Here is a 15,843-nt window from a genome sequence, read left to right as displayed (position 1 = left end):
TGACCTGCGCTTCGCCGCTCACGGCAGCCGATTCGGCCTCGACTGTCAGTGGCCGCCGCTAGCCTCTCTGAGGTGCCACCACGTATCACCGACCCCGAGCAGCTCAAAGAGCTCCTCGGTATCCCCTTCACCCCGGAGCAGACGGCCTGCATCACCGCGCCGCCCGCCCCGCAGGTGATCGTGGCCGGAGCCGGGTCGGGCAAGACCACGGTGATGGCCGCGCGCGTGGTGTGGCTGGTCGGCACCGGTCAGGTGGCCCCCGAGCAGGTGCTCGGCCTGACGTTCACCAACAAGGCCGCCGGTGAACTCGCCGAGCGCGTCCGCAAGGCCCTGATCAGGGCGGGCGTCACCGACCCCGACGTCATCGACCCGGACAACCCGCCGGGCGAGCCGGTGATCTCGACGTACCACGCCTTCGCGGGCCGTCTGCTCACCGACCACGGCCTGCGCATCGGGCTCGAACCGACCTCCCGCCTGCTCGCCGACGCCACCCGCTACCAGCTCGCCGCGCGGGTACTGCGCGAGGCCCCGGGCCCCTACCCGGCGCTGACCCGCTCCTTCGCCGACCTCGTGAGCGACCTCCTCGCGCTCGACGCCGAACTCGCCGAGCACCTGGTACGCCCCGAGGCGCTGCGCGCCCACGACGCCGAGCTGCTGCTCACCCTGCACGGCGTCAAGCTCACCAACGCCGATCTGCGCAAGGTCCCCGAGACGGCCGCCGCGCGCCGCGAACTGGCCGACCTGGTGGTCCGTTACCGGGCCGCCAAGCGCGAACGCGACCTGCTCGACTTCGGCGACCAGATCGCCCTGTCGGCACAGCTGGCCCGGATCCCCGAGGTGGGCCGCGTGCTGCGCGACGAGTTCCGCGTGGTCCTCCTCGACGAGTACCAGGACACCTCGGTCGCCCAGCGGATCCTGCTGGCCGGCCTGTTCGGCGGCGGCACCGGCCACCCGGTCACCGCCGTGGGCGACCCCTGCCAGGCGATCTACGGGTGGCGCGGTGCCTCCGTGGCCAACCTGGACGACTTCCCCGAGCACTTCGCGCACGCCGACGGCCGCCCCGCCACCCGCCAGGCCCTCAGCGAGAACCGTCGCAGCGGAGGCCGCCTCCTGGACCTCGCCAACGGCCTCGCCGGACCCCTGCGCGCCATGCACGCGGGCGTGGAGACCCTCCGCCCGGCCCCGGGCGCCGAACGCGACGGCACGGTGCGGTGCGCGCTGCTGCGCACCCACGCCGAGGAGATCGACTGGATCGCCGACTCCGTCGCCCACCTGGTGAACACCGGCAAGGCGCCCGGCGAGATCGCCGTCCTGTGCCGTACGGCCACCGACTTCGCCGAGATCCAGGGCGCGCTGGTGGCCCGGGACGTCCCCGTCGAGGTGGTCGGCCTGTCCGGGCTGCTGCATCTGCCCGAGATCGCCGACCTGGTCGCCGTCTGCGAGGTGCTGCAGGACCCCGGCGCCAACGCCTCCCTGGTCCGGGTGCTGACCGGCCCGCGCTGGCGCATCGGCCCCCGCGACCTCGCCCTCCTCGGCCGCCGGGCGCGCCGATTGGTGTCCCACGCGCGCGTGGACGGCGACGACGACCCGGACCGCCGGCTCGCCGAGGCCGTCGAGGGGGTCGATCCCGCCGAGGTGATATCGCTCGCGGACGCCTTGGACACGTTCGTGGAGACGCCCTTCGACCGTGCCGGGGACGACGACGGGCTGCCCTTCTCGCCGGACGCGCGCGTGCGGTTCGCGCGACTGGCCACCGAACTGCGCGACCTGCGCCGGTCGCTGGCGGACCCGCTGATGGACGTCCTGCACCGCGTCCTCGCCGTCACCGGCCTGGAGGTCGAGCTGTCGGCCTCCCCGCACGCCCTGGCCGCCCGCCGCCGGGAGACCCTGTCGAACTTCCTGGACATCGCCGCCTCCTTCGCGGCGGGCGACGGCGAGGCCGGCCTGCTGGCCTTCCTCGGCTTCCTGCGCACCGCCGCCCAGTACGAGAAGGGCCTCGACAACGCCCTCCCGGGCGGCGAGAACACCGTCAAGGTGCTCACCGCGCACAAGTCCAAGGGCCTCGAATGGGACGTCGTCGCCGTCCCCGGCCTGGTCACCGGCACCTTCCCGAGCACCCAGGGGCGCGAGAAGTGGACCTCTCAGGGCAAGGTGCTGCCGCACGCCCTGCGCGGGGACGCCGACACCCTGCCCGACGTCGAGTCCTGGGACTCACGCGGCCTGAAGGCCTTCCACGAGGCCATGAAGGAGCACCAGCACACCGAGGAACTCCGCCTCGGCTACGTCACCTTCACCCGCCCCCGCTCCCTGCTCCTCGGCTCCGGCCACTGGTGGGGCCCCAGCCAGAAGAAGCCCCGCGGACCCTCCGCCTTCCTCCAGGACCTCCACGACCACTGCGCGGCCGGTTACGGCGAGATCGAGGTGTGGGCGGACGAACCCGCCGAGGACGAGGAGAACCCGGCGCTGCACACGGCCGACGCCGACCAGGTGTGGCCGCTGCCCCTGGACGAAGCGGCGCTGGCCCGGCGCAGGGCGGCCGCCGAGACGGTCCTCGCGCACCTCGCCTCCCACGAGGACGACCACCCCGGCACCGCGCACGACCCGGACTGGCCCCCGCCGCCGGACGACGAGGACCCCTACGGCCACCCCGCCGAGGATCCGTACGACCTCGCGGACAAAGACCCGTTCGCGGCCGACCTGGCCGACCCCGCCGACCCCGCCGACTGGGACTCCTGGACCGCGGACCGCCCCACCGTCCCCCGCCAGGCGCCACCCCCCGAGCCGGAGCCGACCCACACCCGCCTGGCCCCGGAGCCGACCTCCCGCCTCACCCCGGAGGAGGCCCGCACCGTCGCCTCCTGGGACCGCGACCTGGACGCCCTCGCCGGAGAGCTCCTGCGCGCGCGGGAGGCCGTCACCGACGTACCCCTGCCGGCCTCCCTGACCGCCTCCCAGGTGCTGCGGCTGGCCGCCGACCCGGACGGCCTCGCCCAGGAGCTGGCCCGCCCCATGCCCCGCCCGCCGCAGCCCGCGGCACGCCGCGGCACCCGCTTCCACGCGTGGGTCGAGGCCCGCTTCGAAGAGCTGACCCTGCCCATGCTGGAGCCGGAGGAGCTGCCCGGCGCCGAGGCGGAGATCGCCGACGAGCGTGACCTGGAGGCGCTCAAGGAGGCATTCGAGCGCACCGAGTACGCCCACCGCACCCCGTACCGGGTCGAGGCCCCCTTCCAGCTCGCCCTCGCCGGCCGCGTCGTGCGCGGACGGATCGACGCCGTGTACAAGGAGGGCGACGGCGAGCGGGCGACGTACGAGATCGTCGACTGGAAGACCAACCGCGGCCGCGACGCCGACCCGCTCCAGCTGGCCGTGTACCGGGTGGCCTGGGCGGAGCAGCAGGGGGTGCCCCTGGAGTCGGTCAGCGCCGCGTTCCTGTACGTGCGCGGCGGCGAGATCGTCCGTCCCGGGGGTCTGCCGGACCGGGCCGCGCTGGAGCGGTTGCTGACCGAGGACCCGTCGTGTGACGAACCGCCCAGCAAGGATGTCGGTGCGGGCCGATAGGCTCGTGACCATGAGCCATCCCGTTGACAGCGTCGTCAGCGCCGTCCGTACGCACATCGAGCAGCACCGCGCCGCCTTCCTCGACGACCTCGCCGCATGGCTGCGCATCCCCTCCGTGTCGGCCCAGCCCGACCACGCGCCCGATGTGCGGCGCAGCGCCGACTGGCTCGCCGCCAAGCTCACCGGGACCGGCTTCCCGACCGTGGAGATCTGGCGGACGCCCGGCGCCCCCGCCGTCTTCGCCGAGTGGCCTTCCGCGGACCCAGGCGCCCCCACGGTCCTCGTCTACGGCCATCACGACGTGCAGCCCGCCGCCCGTGAGGACGGCTGGGACAGCGACCCCTTCGAGCCCGTCGTCCGGGGAAATCGCCTCTACGCGCGCGGGGCGGCCGACGACAAGGGCCAGGTGTTCTTCCACACACTCGGCGTCCGCGCCCACCTCGCGGTGACGGGCCGCACCACCCCGGCCGTCAACCTGAAGCTGCTGATCGAGGGTGAGGAGGAGTCCGGTTCGCCGCACTTCCGGGCCCTCGTCGAGGAGCACGCGGACCGGCTCGCCGCCGACGCCGTGATCGTCTCCGACACCGGCATGTGGTCCGAGGACACCCCCACCGTCTGCACCGGCATGCGGGGCCTCACCGAGTGCGAGATCCGGCTCCACGGCCCCGATCAGGACATCCACTCCGGTTCGTTCGGCGGCGCCGTGCCCAACCCGGCCACCGCCGCCGCCCGCCTGGTCGCCGCCCTGCACGACGAGCACGGGCGCGTGGCGGTCCCCGGCTTCTACGACGGCGTCGTGGAGCTCACCGACCGGGAGCGGGCGCTCTTCGCCGAGCTGCCCTTCGACGAGCAGCGATGGCTGCGCACCGCCAAGTCCCACGCCACCCAGGGCGAGGCCGGCTACTCCACCCTGGAGCGCATCTGGGCCCGCCCCACCGCCGAGGTCAACGGCATCGGCGGCGGCTACCAGGGCCCCGGCAGCAAGACGATCATCCCGTCCGACGCCATGCTGAAGCTGTCCTTCCGCATGGTCGCCGGCCAGGAGCCCGAGCACATCGAGAAGGCCGTCCGCGCCTGGGCCGCCGAGCAGGTGCCCGCCGGGATCCGCTGCGAGGTCGCCTTCGGCTCGGCCACGCGCCCGTGCCTGACGCCGCTGGACCACCCCGCCCTGCAGTCCGTGGCCCGTGCCATGGGCCGCGCCTTCGGCAAGCCCGTCCGCTACACCCGCGAGGGCGGCTCGGGACCGGCCGCCGACCTCCAGGAAGTCCTCGGCGCCCCCGTGCTCTTCCTGGGCATCTCGGTCCCCTCCGACGGCTGGCACGCCCCGAACGAGAAGGTCGAGCTGGACCTGCTGCTCAAGGGCGTCGAGACCACCGCGTACCTGTGGGGCGACCTGGCGGAGACCTGGCGCCATGCGCCCTGAGCACCCGGCACCGTCCGGCCCGCCACCGCGCGCGGGGCACACTGAGAAAGCCGCCACGTACCGCACCGGCCTGCCGGACCCGGTCCCCTCCCGTCCTACGTCCCGCTGAACCGCCCGCCGAAATCAACCGTTCCACCGGGGGAGTTGGAAGCACCCGTGACCACCTGGACCGACCACACCGCCGACCGCCCCATCTCGCTCACCGCATCGAGCGGCATCGACCGCGCCGCCCACCACCGCCTCGACGAGGCATGGCTGGCGGCGGCATGGAGCCACCCCACGACCCGATGCTTCGTGGTCTCCGGCGGCCAGGTCCTGATCGACGAGACGGCCGACGGCCGTACCGAACTCGTCATGACCCCCTCCTTCGAGGCCCCCCTCACCGAGGCGCACCGCTACTTCCTCGGCATCGACGAGGACGGCGTCAGCTACTTCGCGCTGCAGAAGGACGCCCTGCCCGGCCGCATCGACCAGTCCGCGCGCCCGGCCGGACTGCGCGAGGCGGGCCTGCTGCTGTCCGCGCGCGACATCGGCCTGATGGTGCACGCGGTCGGCCTGGAGAACTGGCAGCGCACCCACCGCTTCTGCTCCCGCTGCGGCGAGCGCACCGTGATCGCCGCCGCCGGTCACATCCGCCGCTGCCAGGCGTGCGGCGCCGAGCACTACCCGCGCACCGACCCGGCCGTGATCATGGCCGTCACCGACGAGGACGACCGCATCCTGCTGGGCCGCCAGGTCCACTGGCCCGAGGGCCGCTTCTCCACGCTGGCCGGTTTCGTCGAGCCCGGCGAGTCCATCGAGCAGACGGTGCGCCGCGAGGTCTTCGAAGAGGCCGGCATCACCATCGGCCAGGTCGAGTACGTCGCCAGCCAGCCGTGGCCCTTCCCGTCCAGCCTGATGCTGGGCTTCATGGCCCGCGCCACCTCCACCGAGATCGACGTCGACGGTGACGAGATCCACGAGGCCCGCTGGTTCTCCCGCGACGAACTGGGCGCCGCCTTCGAGTCCGGCGAGGTGCTGCCGCCCTACGGCATCTCGATCGCGGCCCGCCTCATCGAGCTCTGGTACGGCAAGCCGCTGCCGACGCGGAGTTTCGTCTGACACAGCGAAGAGGCGGTTGCCAGGACCTGGGGTCCTGGCAACCGCCTCTTCGGACAGCGAGCCGTCAGACGCCGACCTTCTGCTTCACCTGCGCCAGCGACGGGTTGGTGAGGGTCGAGCCGTCAGGGAAGAGCACGGTCGGAACCGTCTGGTTTCCGCCATTGGCCTTCTCGACGAACGCCGCGGAGGCCGGGTCCTGCTCGATGTTGATCTCGGTGTACGCGATGCCCTCGCGGTCCAGCTGCTTCTTCAGCCGCTGGCAGTAGCCGCACCAGGTGGTGCTGTACATCGTCACAGTGCCCTGCATGTCTCGCGCGCTCCTTCGATGGCTCGGGGACCAGGTCGTCCGAAGAGGGAACGCTCGCGCCCGGTCCGCCATTCCCGGCGGGGGCCGTGCCCGGCGACGTGACGCCTGCCGCATTAGTACGACTGCGAGGCCCCGCCTGTGGACAACCGGCTCACCCGTCACCGGCGACCTGGCAGCATGGCTGTGTGACAGCAGCAACGCACTCCCCGCTCTTCCCGCAGGTACCGGACTCGGCCGACGCGGTGCTCGAGGGACTCGACCCCGAGCAGCGCGAAGTGGCCACCGCCCTGCACGGACCGGTGTGCGTGCTGGCCGGGGCCGGGACGGGCAAGACCCGGGCGATCACCCACCGCATCGCCTACGGAGTGCGCGCCGGGATCCTCCAGCCGTCCAGCGTGCTGGCCGTCACCTTCACCAACCGGGCCGCCGGAGAGATGCGCGGGCGGCTCCGCCAGCTCGGCGCGGGGGGTGTCCAGGCCCGGACGTTCCACTCCGCGGCCCTGCGTCAGCTCCAGTACTTCTGGCCGAAAGCGATCGGCGGCTCCATGCCCCGGCTCGTCGACCGCAAGATCCAGCTCGTCGCGGACGCGGCCGCCGCCTGCCGCATCCGCCTGGACCGGGGCGAGCTGCGGGACACCACCGGCGAGATCGAATGGTCCAAGGTCACGCAGACCGTCCCCGCCGACTACGCGCTCGCCGCCGCCAAGGCCGGCCGGGAGACCCCCCGCGACCCGGCCGAGATCGCCCAGCTCTACTCCGCCTACGAGGACCTCAAGCGCGAACGGGGCGTCATCGACTTCGAGGACGTGCTGCTGCTGACCGTGGCGATCCTCCAGGACCGGCACGACATCGCCGAGCAGGTCCGCTCCCAGTACCAGCACTTCGTCGTCGACGAGTACCAGGACGTCAGCCCCCTCCAGCAGCGGCTGCTGGACCTGTGGCTCGGCGACCGCGACAACCTGTGCGTGGTCGGCGACGCCAGCCAGACGATCTACTCGTTCACGGGAGCAACCCCCGACCATCTGCTCGACTTCCGCATCCGCCACCCCGGCGCCACCGTCGTCAAGCTGGTCCGCGACTACCGCTCCACCCCCCAGGTCGTCCACCTCGCCAACGGCCTGCTCGCCCAGGCCCGGGGCCGCGCCGCCGACCACCGTCTGGAGCTGATCTCCCAGCGCGATCCGGGCCCCGAGCCCGGCTACGCCGAGTACACCGACGAGCCCGCCGAGGCCGAGGGCGCCGCGCGCCGCATCCGCGAGCTCCTCGACTCCGGAGTCCCGGCCAGCGAGATCGCCGTCCTGTTCCGTACGAACTCCCAGTCCGAGACCTACGAACAGGCCCTCGCCGACGCCGGGATCCCCTACCAGCTGCGCGGAGCGGAGCGCTTCTTCGACCGCCCCGAGGTGCGCAAGGCCGGCATCGCGCTGCGCGGAGCGGCCCGCTTCGGCGGCAACGACTCCCTCCTCGACAACGCCGTGGACCTGCCCTCCCAGGTGCGCGCGGTGCTCTCGGGCGAGGGCTGGACCAGCGAGCCGCCCGCCGGATCGGGCGCGGTCAGAGAGCGCTGGGAGTCCCTGGCCGCCCTGGTCAACCTCGCCCAGGACTTCGCCGCCGCCAGACCCGGCGCCACCCTCGGTGACCTCGTCGCCGAACTCGACGAACGGGCGAGCGCCCAGCACGCCCCCACCGTCCAGGGCGTCACCCTCGCCTCCCTGCACTCGGCCAAGGGCCTGGAGTGGGACGTCGTCTTCCTGGTCGGTGTGGCCGAGGGCATGATGCCGATCACCTACGCAAAGACCGACGAGCAGATCGAGGAGGAGCGCCGTCTTCTCTATGTCGGCGTCACCCGAGCCCGGGAACACCTCCATGTCTCCTGGTCCCTCGCCCGCTCACCCGGCGGCCGCGCCAACCGCCGGCCCAGCCGCTTCCTCGACGGGCTGCGCCCCGGCTCCACCGCCACCGTCGGCCGCGCCGGTGCTGCCCGCTCGGGGGGAGTCGAGCGCGGCTTCACCAGCAGACCGGATGCCGCCCCGCGCCGCACCCAGCGCACCGTCGCCCGCTGCCGGGTCTGCGGACGCACCCTCACCGACGCCGGCGAGATGAAACTGATGCGCTGCGAGGACTGTCCCTCCGACATGGACGAGGGGCTGTACGAGCGGCTGCGGGAATGGCGCGCGGACCAGGCGCAGCGCAGCGGTCAGCCCGCCTTCTGCGTCTTCACCGACAAGACACTGATGGCGATCGCCGAGGCGAGCCCCGACGAGGAGGGCGACCTCGCCCGGATCCCCGGCGTCGGCGTGCGCAAGCTCAACCGCTACGGTGCCGATGTCCTGGCCATCTGCGTAGGTCGGCAGCCCGGGGAAGAAGAAGACGGGCACTGATGCGAACTCGTCGGAAAAATAGTTTGCGCATGCCCCAGCAATCCCCATAGGTTCTTAGGCACGGGAACGGAGGCCTTCCTGGAGGCCCTAATTCCGTGTTGTACTTGCATACCCGTCGGACTGGTTCACCCCAGTCCCTCAGACGCCGAGAGGAGGCGAGTCCAGTGGTCAGCATCAACACCAGCTCCATCATCAGCACCGTGAAAATGACCGATCCCTCGGTCATCGCCTCCCTGTGCATGCTCGGCGCCTCGAACGACGGCACCGCTCTGTCCGGCATCCGTGCCGTGCGTCCGGCCGCCTCCCTGTCCCTCGTGGGTCTTCCTGTCCGCGAGCGCAATGAGCGACCGACCAAGGCACTGGAAGCGGCAGTAGTGGCACAGGCGCATGCCTATGCCTTTACGGCGACCGGTGCCGGATTCCGGAAGCAGACGACGCAGCACCACCAGATGTGGGCCTTCCGTGGGCCAGAACCCTGGAGTGATCCAGCCTGATTCATTCAGGCCGGCGCCTTCAGGGCCGCGGAACCCCATCCGGGATCCGCGGCCCTTCTGTTTGTCCCCGAACGGGGACGACGGAGCGAAGGGGCCTCGGGACAAGAAAAGAACCCGGTACCACCGCCACCCGGTCCCACCCGACCGGAACGAACAGACGAGGAAGACGACCCGTGCAACTCGAAGCGCACGCCCCGTCCGTACCGCCTTCCGAAACGCTCCCCCCGCCCGGTCTCACGGAGGACTCCACCTTGACCCCGCTCACCGCGCTCACCGCGCTCGACGACGCCATCGAGAACCTCGGCGTACCCGTCCCCTGCCGCTCCTACGACCCGGAGGTCTTCTTCGCCGAGTCACCCGCGGACGTGGAGTACGCCAAGTCCCTGTGCCGCACCTGCCCGCTGATGGAGGCCTGCCTCGCCGGCGCCAAGGAGCGGCGTGAGCCCTGGGGTGTCTGGGGTGGCGAGCTGTTCGTCCAGGGTGTCGTCGTCGCCCGGAAGCGGCCGCGTGGCCGCCCGCGCAAGAACCCGGTTACGGCATGAACACCGCAGGAACGATCGACCGCCCCCTCACGCACGACCCCAAGAAGCAGGCCCCGATGAAGCCGTCCCTCAACGAGCACGCAGGCGCCACGCCTGAAGACTTCACCACCACCGGCGCGTTCGACTCGCGCCAGAACAGGACCCGCGAAATGCAACTCATCCCAGAAGCCCTGGCCCGTGCGCATATGCACGAGCGCCTGCACGAGGCGGAGCGGGAACGCCGGGCGCTGCGCCTGGTGACCGCGCGCCGTATGCAGCGCCGCGCCGAGCGTGCCTCGATGCGCGCCCGCCGCGCGATCGCCATGGCGGTCATGCAGTAATCGACCCGACTGAAGCCAGTCGCCTCCCGGCCCGGGAGGAAGCAACTCCCTACGGGGGCCGGTCCGTCCGAACGGACCGGCCCCCGCGGTGCGTGATACCCGCGGGGGCGCCGACGGCGGCGATATCGTCGCGGGGTGACGAGTCTTCCCGGAGGCGGTGACGACGCCGACTCCCGCCCGGAGCCGCATCCCCTGATGTGCGCCGGGTGCGGCGTCACGGCCGAGGGCCCGCAGGCCACCTGGACCTTCTCCGTGGAGAACGGCGAGCGCCACTACTTCTGCGACGCCTGTTCCCGGCAGAACCTCAGAGCGATCGAGGGACGGCTGGACTCGTCCTGGTGGTAGCGGCTCAGGCCCCCGTGGCCGACTCCTCGGGGGTCTCCTCCTCCGGGACGAATCCGGGCAGCCACTCCTCCAGCTCCTCCCGCAGCCGGACGGTGGCCCCCAGCTGGCACAGCACGCCGATCGTGCTCAGCGTCACCCGGTGTATCAGCAGGTAGGCGGGGGGCAGATTGAGCTGCTTGCCCAGCTGGTAGGCGGGGGAGCGGGGGTCGGCGACCCGGGCGGCCTGGCCGCGCATCCAGCCCCGGCTGAAGGCGAACGCGTCGACCTCGGCCGGTTCGATGATCGGCAGGAGGTAGTCCAGGACGGCGTCCGGGTCCAGCTCTATGGACTCCTTGACGAAGCCCTCCCGGCGCAGCAGTTCGTAGACGCCCTCCGCATCGCTGTCCAGGGTCATCCGCAGCGACTCCCCGATCGGCGTGGGCAGACCGCCGGGGAGGCGGTCGACCGTGCCGAAGTCCAGCACGCCGAGGCGCCATTCCTGCTCGCCGTCCGGGTCACCGGGCAGGAGCCGGAAGTTGCCGGGGTGCGGGTCGGCGTGCAGCAGGCCGGTACGGGCCGGGCCGGAGAAGAGGAAGCGGGCCAGCAGCTGGCCGGCGCGGTCGCGCTGCTCCTCGGTGCCGTCCGCGATGATCTCCGACAGCGGTATGCCGTCGATCCACTCGGTGACCAGGACCTGGTCGCACTGGTGGACCACGTCGGGCACCACCACGTCCGGGTCGTCCGCGAACTCCTCCGCGTGAGCCCGCTGCGCCTGGGCCTCCAGGCCGTAGTCCAGCTCCTCGGAGACCCGGTCCTTCAGTTCCGTGATCAGCGGCTTGATGTCCATGCCGGGGACCAGGGGGCCCAGCAGACGGGCGAACCGGCTCAGCTGGGTGAGGTCGGAGAGCAGGGCCTCACCGGCGCCCGGGTACTGCACCTTGACCGCCACCGCACGGCCGTCCTGCCACACCGCCCGGTGCACCTGGCCGATGGAGGCCGCCGCGGAAGGCTTGTCGTCGAACTCGACGAACAGCTCGCGCCAGTCCTCCCCGAGCCGCTCGGCGAGCACCGCGTGCACCGTGCGGGTCGGCATCGGCGGCGCCGCCTCCTGGAGCTTCGTCAGCGCCGCGCGGTAGGGCCCCGCGACCTCCTCGGGCAGCGCCGACTCGAACACGGACAGGGCCTGCCCGAACTTCATCGCGCCGCCCTTGAGCTCGCCGAGCACCTTGAACATCTGCTCGGCGGTGCGCTGCTGCAGCTCTTTGCCGACGAGTTCCGCGGACTCGCCCACGATTCGCTTGCCCAGTCCCCAGGTCGCCCGCCCGGCGAAGCCGAGCGGGAGCGCGGCGAGCTTGGCGGTGCGGGTGACCGCCTTGCGGGGAAGATCAGACATGCGCCCTCCAGGTCCCAGCCGGCCGTGCGTCTGCCTGACGGCGTGACATTCTCGACGGCCGTTGCACCGCCATTGTCTCGTGCGCCTCCCCCTCCTTGGAGGTGTGTCCTTCCTTACCTTTCTCCGCGGCCCCGCACGGACATGCGGGATGGGCCCATACCGGGCGTGCGTGCCAGGTCAGACCGGGCAGCGACACCTCCCAGCGGGCGCCCGCGCTGGACGGGGTCCCGCCGTCGAGGAAGGCCAGGGCGTGGGCCGCCGCCAGTCCGGCCACCATGGCCGCCAGCGCCAGGTCGCAGGCCGGCACCGGGCGCGGCCTGCCCGCGCCCGAACGCCACTGGGCGACCAGCCGGGGCCAGACCGGGTCCCGGTCGGTGCGGTCCTCGTGCAGACAGCCCGCACAGCCGGTCTCGCCCGGCAGGACGAGCGGACCGACGACACCGGTTCCCTCGACCACTCCGGCGTAGAGATGAGGAGTGCCGGAAGCGATCAGCGGCTCGGCGGTGGACGGGAGGGGCGCGTGCACCCCGACCTCGTCCCGCGGGGCGAGGATCACCAGGGAGTGGCCCGGGTCGGCGTTACCGGGCCGCGACCGCGGGCCGCGGCGGGGCGGGCGGTCCGGGGCAGCCCGGCGTACGGCCCGGCGGGCGGCCTCCTCCCTGCGCTCACCGATCGCCTCGGCGGGCAGTCCGCCCGGCGCCACGTCCCACGGCTCGACCCGGCCGCCGTCGCGCACGTCGACCTCGCCGACGCCCGCGCCGGACAACAGGGAGGCCAGCACCGCCCCCACCCGCCCGGCACCGCGCACCTGGACACGCAGGGAGCCGCGGGCGGCCAGCCGGTGCATGGCCTCGCCCGGCTCGGACGTGGTCAGGGAGAGCGAGGCCAGGTCGGGGCGGAGCCGGTCCATGGCCTCCTTCTTCCCGCGCAGCTCGGCACCGCCGGGGCCGCCCCCGCGCGCGTCGTCGAGCAGCCCGGCCCGCGTCAGCCGGGTCACCAGCCCGTCGACATGGCCGTCGGGCAGGCGCATCCGCCGCCCCTCGGCGCGCAGCAGTTCCAGCCCCCGGGTGCCGTTGAGCAGGTCGAGGAAGCTGCCCGTCGCCGTGTCCATCGGGCCGAGCGTCATCGCGTGCGCGGGCGTCATCCCGAACTGCACGGTGTTGAGGTCACGCCAGCCGCGCCTGAGCGCCGGCTTCACCATCGGATGCATGACAGGCCCCCGTAAGTCATGGTTCGTCCCCGTGTGCCTCAGACGGCCGTCGCGTACTCCTGGGAGTCGGTCGCGGTCGCCCCGGCAAGAGCCAGCATGCCCCCAGCCGCGATCCGGCGCCGAAAGTTGTCCACAGGCCCCGGAAATCTTCGTACAAATCAAACGCATGGTGGGGTCTCGGCGCGGAACCGTACCGGAGTCGGGACTTCCCCCGTGTGCAGCGGGTAACGTCGGGGCGTGTCCGTCGACCCACTGCACCGCGCCGGAACGCCACAGCGCCGCACGCCGAGCCCGCCGCCGAACGGTTCGGGGGCGAGCGCGATCGAGGTGCGCAGAAGTGCCCGCCGGCGCCGGACGGTCTCCGCGTACCGCGAGGGTGATCGCACCGTGGTGCTGATCCCCGCGCGGATGTCCGAGGCGGAGGAGCAGCGCTGGGTGAGCGTCATGCTCGACAAGCTGGCCGCCCAGGAGAGCAAGCGGGTGCTCGGCGACACCGAGCTCGCGGAGCGCGCGGAACGGCTCTCCGCCCAGTACTTCGACGGCCGGGCCCGGGCGAACTCGGTCCGCTGGGTCACCAACCAGAACACCCGCTGGGGCTCGTGCACCCCGGCCGAGGGCAGCATCCGGCTGTCGCACCGCCTCCAGGGCATGCCCGAGTACGTCGTCGACTACGTCCTGCTGCACGAGCTCGCCCATCTGCTGGTGCCCGGCCACGGGCCCCGGTTCTGGCGGCTGCTGGAGGCGTATCCGCGGACCGAGCGGGCCCGGGGTTACCTCGAAGGAGTGGTCGCCGCCGATCGGTTGCCGCACCTGCCCGGCACACGCGGAGAGTGACCGCCCGCCGACCTTCCGGCCCCGCGGGGCGCCGGTTCTGTACCGGCTCTGTACCGACATCGTCCGGTGTCCGAGTTTGCCGTTAGCCTGACGCGACGCACTCGTATCGGGATGGGGGACGGTCGTTACGCATGGCCAGGGAATTCCAACGCGGCCACAAGGCCAGGATCAGTGACCTCACCGCGGGCACGGATCTGTACGTAGGCGTGCAGATCTCCGGTCCCGGTCTGACCTTCGACATCAGCTGTTTCGGCCTCGACGCCGATGAACGGCTCTCGGACGACCGTTACTTCGTCTTCTTCAACCAGCCGAAGACCCCCGAGGAGTCCGTTCAGCTCCTGGGCGCCCAGGCCGGTGACACGGAGTCCTTCCGGGTCACGCTGGACCGGATCCCGCCGCAGATCCACAAGCTGTCGTTCACCGCGACGCTCGACGGCGCCGGGCAGATGTCGCAGATCAGCCCCGGATACATCCGCATCGTGGCCGGCGGCGAGGAAGTCGCCCGGTACGCGTTCAACGGCTCCGAGTTCAGCACCGAGCGGGCCGTCATGCTGGGCGACTTCTATCTGAAGGACGTCTGGCGGTTCGCCGCGGTCGGACAGGGCTTCGACGGCGGTCTCGACGCGCTGCTGAGGAACTTCGGCGGCGAGGTGATGGAGGAAGAGGCTCCCGCCCCGGCCCCGCAGCAGCCGCAGTCCGGCGCGACCCCCGGTTTCGCGCCCCCGGCCCAGGCCACCGCGCCTCCCGCCTTCGGCGCCCCGGCCCCCGCGGCCGCGCCCGCCCCGCCCCCCGCGCCCGCCCCGGCCCCGCAGCCCGCCCACCAGGGCTTCGCGCCTCCGCCGGGAGCCACGCCTCCGCCGCCGGCACCGGCACCGGCCCCCGCGCCGTCAGTGCACGCCCAGCCGACGATCATCGCGCCCATGACACCGCCCGGCGGCACCCAGGTACCCCCGCCGGCCCCCGCACCCGCGCCGTACGGCCAGCCGCCGCAGCCGCACGGCCAGCCGCCGAGCGCACCGCTGCCCCCGGGCTACGGCCAGCCCCAAGCGCCGCACGCCCCGCAGGGCTACGGCCAGCCTCAAGCACCGCACGCCCCGCAGGGCTACGGCCAGCCTCAAGCGCCGCACGCCCCGCAGGGCTACGGCCAGCCCCAGGCACCGCACGCCCCGCAGGGTCACGGCCAGCCGACCCCGCCCCCCGGCTACGGCCAGCAGCCCGCGTACGGACAGGTCCCGGGCCAGGCCGCCGCCCCCTACGGCGCCCCCCAGGGTGCTCCCCAGGCGCCCGGTGTGGCCGGTGCGCTGGAGCAGTTCCGGGAGACGCCCACCGGGCAGCGCTGGACGCAGCAGAACAAGAAGATGATCCGCGTCGACCTCGGTATCGGCGGTCAGCCGGTGCTGGCCCGGCAGGGCAGCATGGTGCTCTACCAGGGCAAGGTCGACTTCAGCTACAAGGGCGCCGGTTTCGCGGGCCGGATCGCGGGCAACGCCACCGGCCAGGAGATGCAGCTGATGCGCTGCACCGGCCAGGGCCAGGTCTTCCTCGCCGAGAACTCCACGATGCTGCACCCCATCGAGCTCCAGGGCGACGGGGTGTGCGTCTCCGCCGAGAACGTCCTCGCCTTCGACGAGGGCCTCCAGTACGAGGTCCGCCGCATCGAGGGACACGGCATTCCCGGCGGCGCGCTGTTCACGATGCAGTTCACCGGCACCGGCACGATCGTCGTCAAGACGCACGGCACGCCCGTCGTCCTGCCGGTCACGCCCACGACGTTCGCCGACTGCAACGCCGTGGTCGCCTGGTCGGCCGCCGCCCAGGTGGTGGTCTCCAGCCAGGTGCGGATGCGCCGCAACGCCTACCCCGGCGACACCGGAGAGAGCGTCAATCTCCAGTTCCGGGCCGCTCCCGGCAGCTTCATCGTCGTCCAGCCGTACGAGATCTGAGGGAGAGCCCGTC

Annotated in this window: 13 protein-coding genes; 10 read left to right on the top strand and 3 right to left on the bottom strand. The window is 72.5% G+C overall.

Translation table 11 applies throughout. The annotated features are described in order from the left end of the window. Positions 1-72 precede the first annotated feature (72 nt). The 3 genes from ACWD1Z_RS01100 to nudC all read left to right on the top strand — a co-directional run bounded on the left by ACWD1Z_RS01100 (position 73) and on the right by nudC (position 6,082). Entirely contained in the window at positions 73-3,558 is a 3,486-nt protein-coding gene (locus ACWD1Z_RS01100; protein ID WP_451114463.1) for a UvrD-helicase domain-containing protein, read from the top strand. A 10-nt stretch (positions 3,559-3,568) separates the two neighbouring features. Next, on the top strand, positions 3,569-4,981 hold the full coding sequence (locus ACWD1Z_RS01095) for a dipeptidase (RefSeq protein WP_451114461.1): 1,413 nt from the start codon (positions 3,569-3,571) through the stop codon (positions 4,979-4,981). A 156-nt stretch (positions 4,982-5,137) separates the two neighbouring features. After that, positions 5,138-6,082, top strand: coding sequence for an NAD(+) diphosphatase (gene nudC, locus ACWD1Z_RS01090; protein WP_389415049.1), 945 nt, complete (start codon positions 5,138-5,140; stop codon positions 6,080-6,082). Positions 6,083-6,146: 64 nt separating this feature from the next. Here the strand turns inward: nudC and ACWD1Z_RS01085 are convergent, their stop codons facing one another. Beyond that, a complete protein-coding gene (locus ACWD1Z_RS01085) occupies positions 6,147-6,389 on the bottom strand; it encodes a mycoredoxin (protein WP_351979992.1) in 243 nt (80 codons plus the stop codon). 185 nt (positions 6,390-6,574) lie between these two features. Here ACWD1Z_RS01085 and ACWD1Z_RS01080 point away from each other — a divergent pair, with 185 nt between their 5' ends. From ACWD1Z_RS01080 to ACWD1Z_RS01060, 5 genes are all read left to right on the top strand, one after another. After that, the gene (locus tag ACWD1Z_RS01080; protein ID WP_451114459.1) at positions 6,575-8,770 is read left to right on the top strand and encodes an ATP-dependent DNA helicase UvrD2; all 2,196 of its coding nucleotides are present in this window, start codon (positions 6,575-6,577) and stop codon (positions 8,768-8,770) included. A 164-nt stretch (positions 8,771-8,934) separates the two neighbouring features. Next, on the top strand, positions 8,935-9,264 hold the full coding sequence (locus ACWD1Z_RS01075) for a hypothetical protein (protein WP_451114457.1): 330 nt from the start codon (positions 8,935-8,937) through the stop codon (positions 9,262-9,264). Between the two features lie 173 nt (positions 9,265-9,437). Then, positions 9,438-9,806, top strand: coding sequence for a WhiB family transcriptional regulator (locus ACWD1Z_RS01070; protein ID WP_389415046.1), 369 nt, complete (start codon positions 9,438-9,440; stop codon positions 9,804-9,806). After that, positions 9,803-10,126 (top strand): hypothetical protein, encoded by a 324-nt coding sequence (locus ACWD1Z_RS01065; RefSeq protein ID WP_451114455.1) that lies wholly within the window; start codon positions 9,803-9,805, stop codon positions 10,124-10,126. The genes ACWD1Z_RS01070 and ACWD1Z_RS01065 overlap by 4 nt, the downstream gene beginning before the upstream one ends. Positions 10,127-10,261: 135 nt before the next feature. Further along, positions 10,262-10,471: a hypothetical protein gene (locus ACWD1Z_RS01060; RefSeq protein WP_451114453.1), complete on the top strand. Its 210-nt coding sequence runs from the start codon at positions 10,262-10,264 to the stop codon at positions 10,469-10,471. Between the two features lie 4 nt (positions 10,472-10,475). Here ACWD1Z_RS01060 and ACWD1Z_RS01055 read toward each other — a convergent pair whose 3' ends face one another. Continuing rightward, positions 10,476-11,843, bottom strand: coding sequence for an ABC1 kinase family protein (locus ACWD1Z_RS01055; protein WP_451114451.1), 1,368 nt, complete (start codon positions 11,841-11,843; stop codon positions 10,476-10,478). Further along, positions 11,836-13,053 (bottom strand): TOMM precursor leader peptide-binding protein, encoded by a 1,218-nt coding sequence (locus ACWD1Z_RS01050; protein ID WP_451114449.1) that lies wholly within the window; start codon positions 13,051-13,053, stop codon positions 11,836-11,838. The genes ACWD1Z_RS01055 and ACWD1Z_RS01050 overlap by 8 nt, the downstream gene beginning before the upstream one ends. Before the next feature lie 237 nt (positions 13,054-13,290). Between ACWD1Z_RS01050 and ACWD1Z_RS01045 the strand changes: the two genes are divergently transcribed. Both ACWD1Z_RS01045 and ACWD1Z_RS01040 read left to right on the top strand, forming a co-directional pair. After that, complete coding sequence (locus tag ACWD1Z_RS01045; protein ID WP_451114448.1) at positions 13,291-13,887, top strand: M48 metallopeptidase family protein; 597 nt, start codon at positions 13,291-13,293, stop codon at positions 13,885-13,887. Between the two features lie 131 nt (positions 13,888-14,018). Then, complete coding sequence (locus ACWD1Z_RS01040) at positions 14,019-15,830, top strand: TerD family protein (protein ID WP_451114446.1); 1,812 nt, start codon at positions 14,019-14,021, stop codon at positions 15,828-15,830. The last annotated feature ends 13 nt before the right edge of the window (positions 15,831-15,843 follow it).

The sequence above is a fragment of the Streptomyces sp. NPDC002784 genome (genome assembly GCF_053592135.1).
Note: the sequence above shows the minus strand (reverse complement) of the source record. Positions and strands in the feature narration are given on the sequence as shown.

Bases quoted from the DNA above. Each gene is read 5' to 3' on its own strand.
- ACWD1Z_RS01055 (WP_451114451.1), bottom strand. From the start codon at position 11,843: ATGTCTGATCTTCCCCGCAAGGCGGTCACCCGCACCGCCAAGCTCGCC.
- ACWD1Z_RS01050 (WP_451114449.1), bottom strand. From the start codon at position 13,053: ATGCATCCGATGGTGAAGCCGGCGCTCAGGCGCGGCTGGCGTGACCTC.
- ACWD1Z_RS01040 (WP_451114446.1), top strand. From the start codon at position 14,019: ATGGCCAGGGAATTCCAACGCGGCCACAAGGCCAGGATCAGTGACCTC.
- ACWD1Z_RS01095 (WP_451114461.1), top strand. From the start codon at position 3,569: ATGAGCCATCCCGTTGACAGCGTCGTCAGCGCCGTCCGTACGCACATC.
- ACWD1Z_RS01085 (WP_351979992.1), bottom strand. From the start codon at position 6,389: ATGCAGGGCACTGTGACGATGTACAGCACCACCTGGTGCGGCTACTGC.
- ACWD1Z_RS01065 (WP_451114455.1), top strand. From the start codon at position 9,803: ATGAACACCGCAGGAACGATCGACCGCCCCCTCACGCACGACCCCAAG.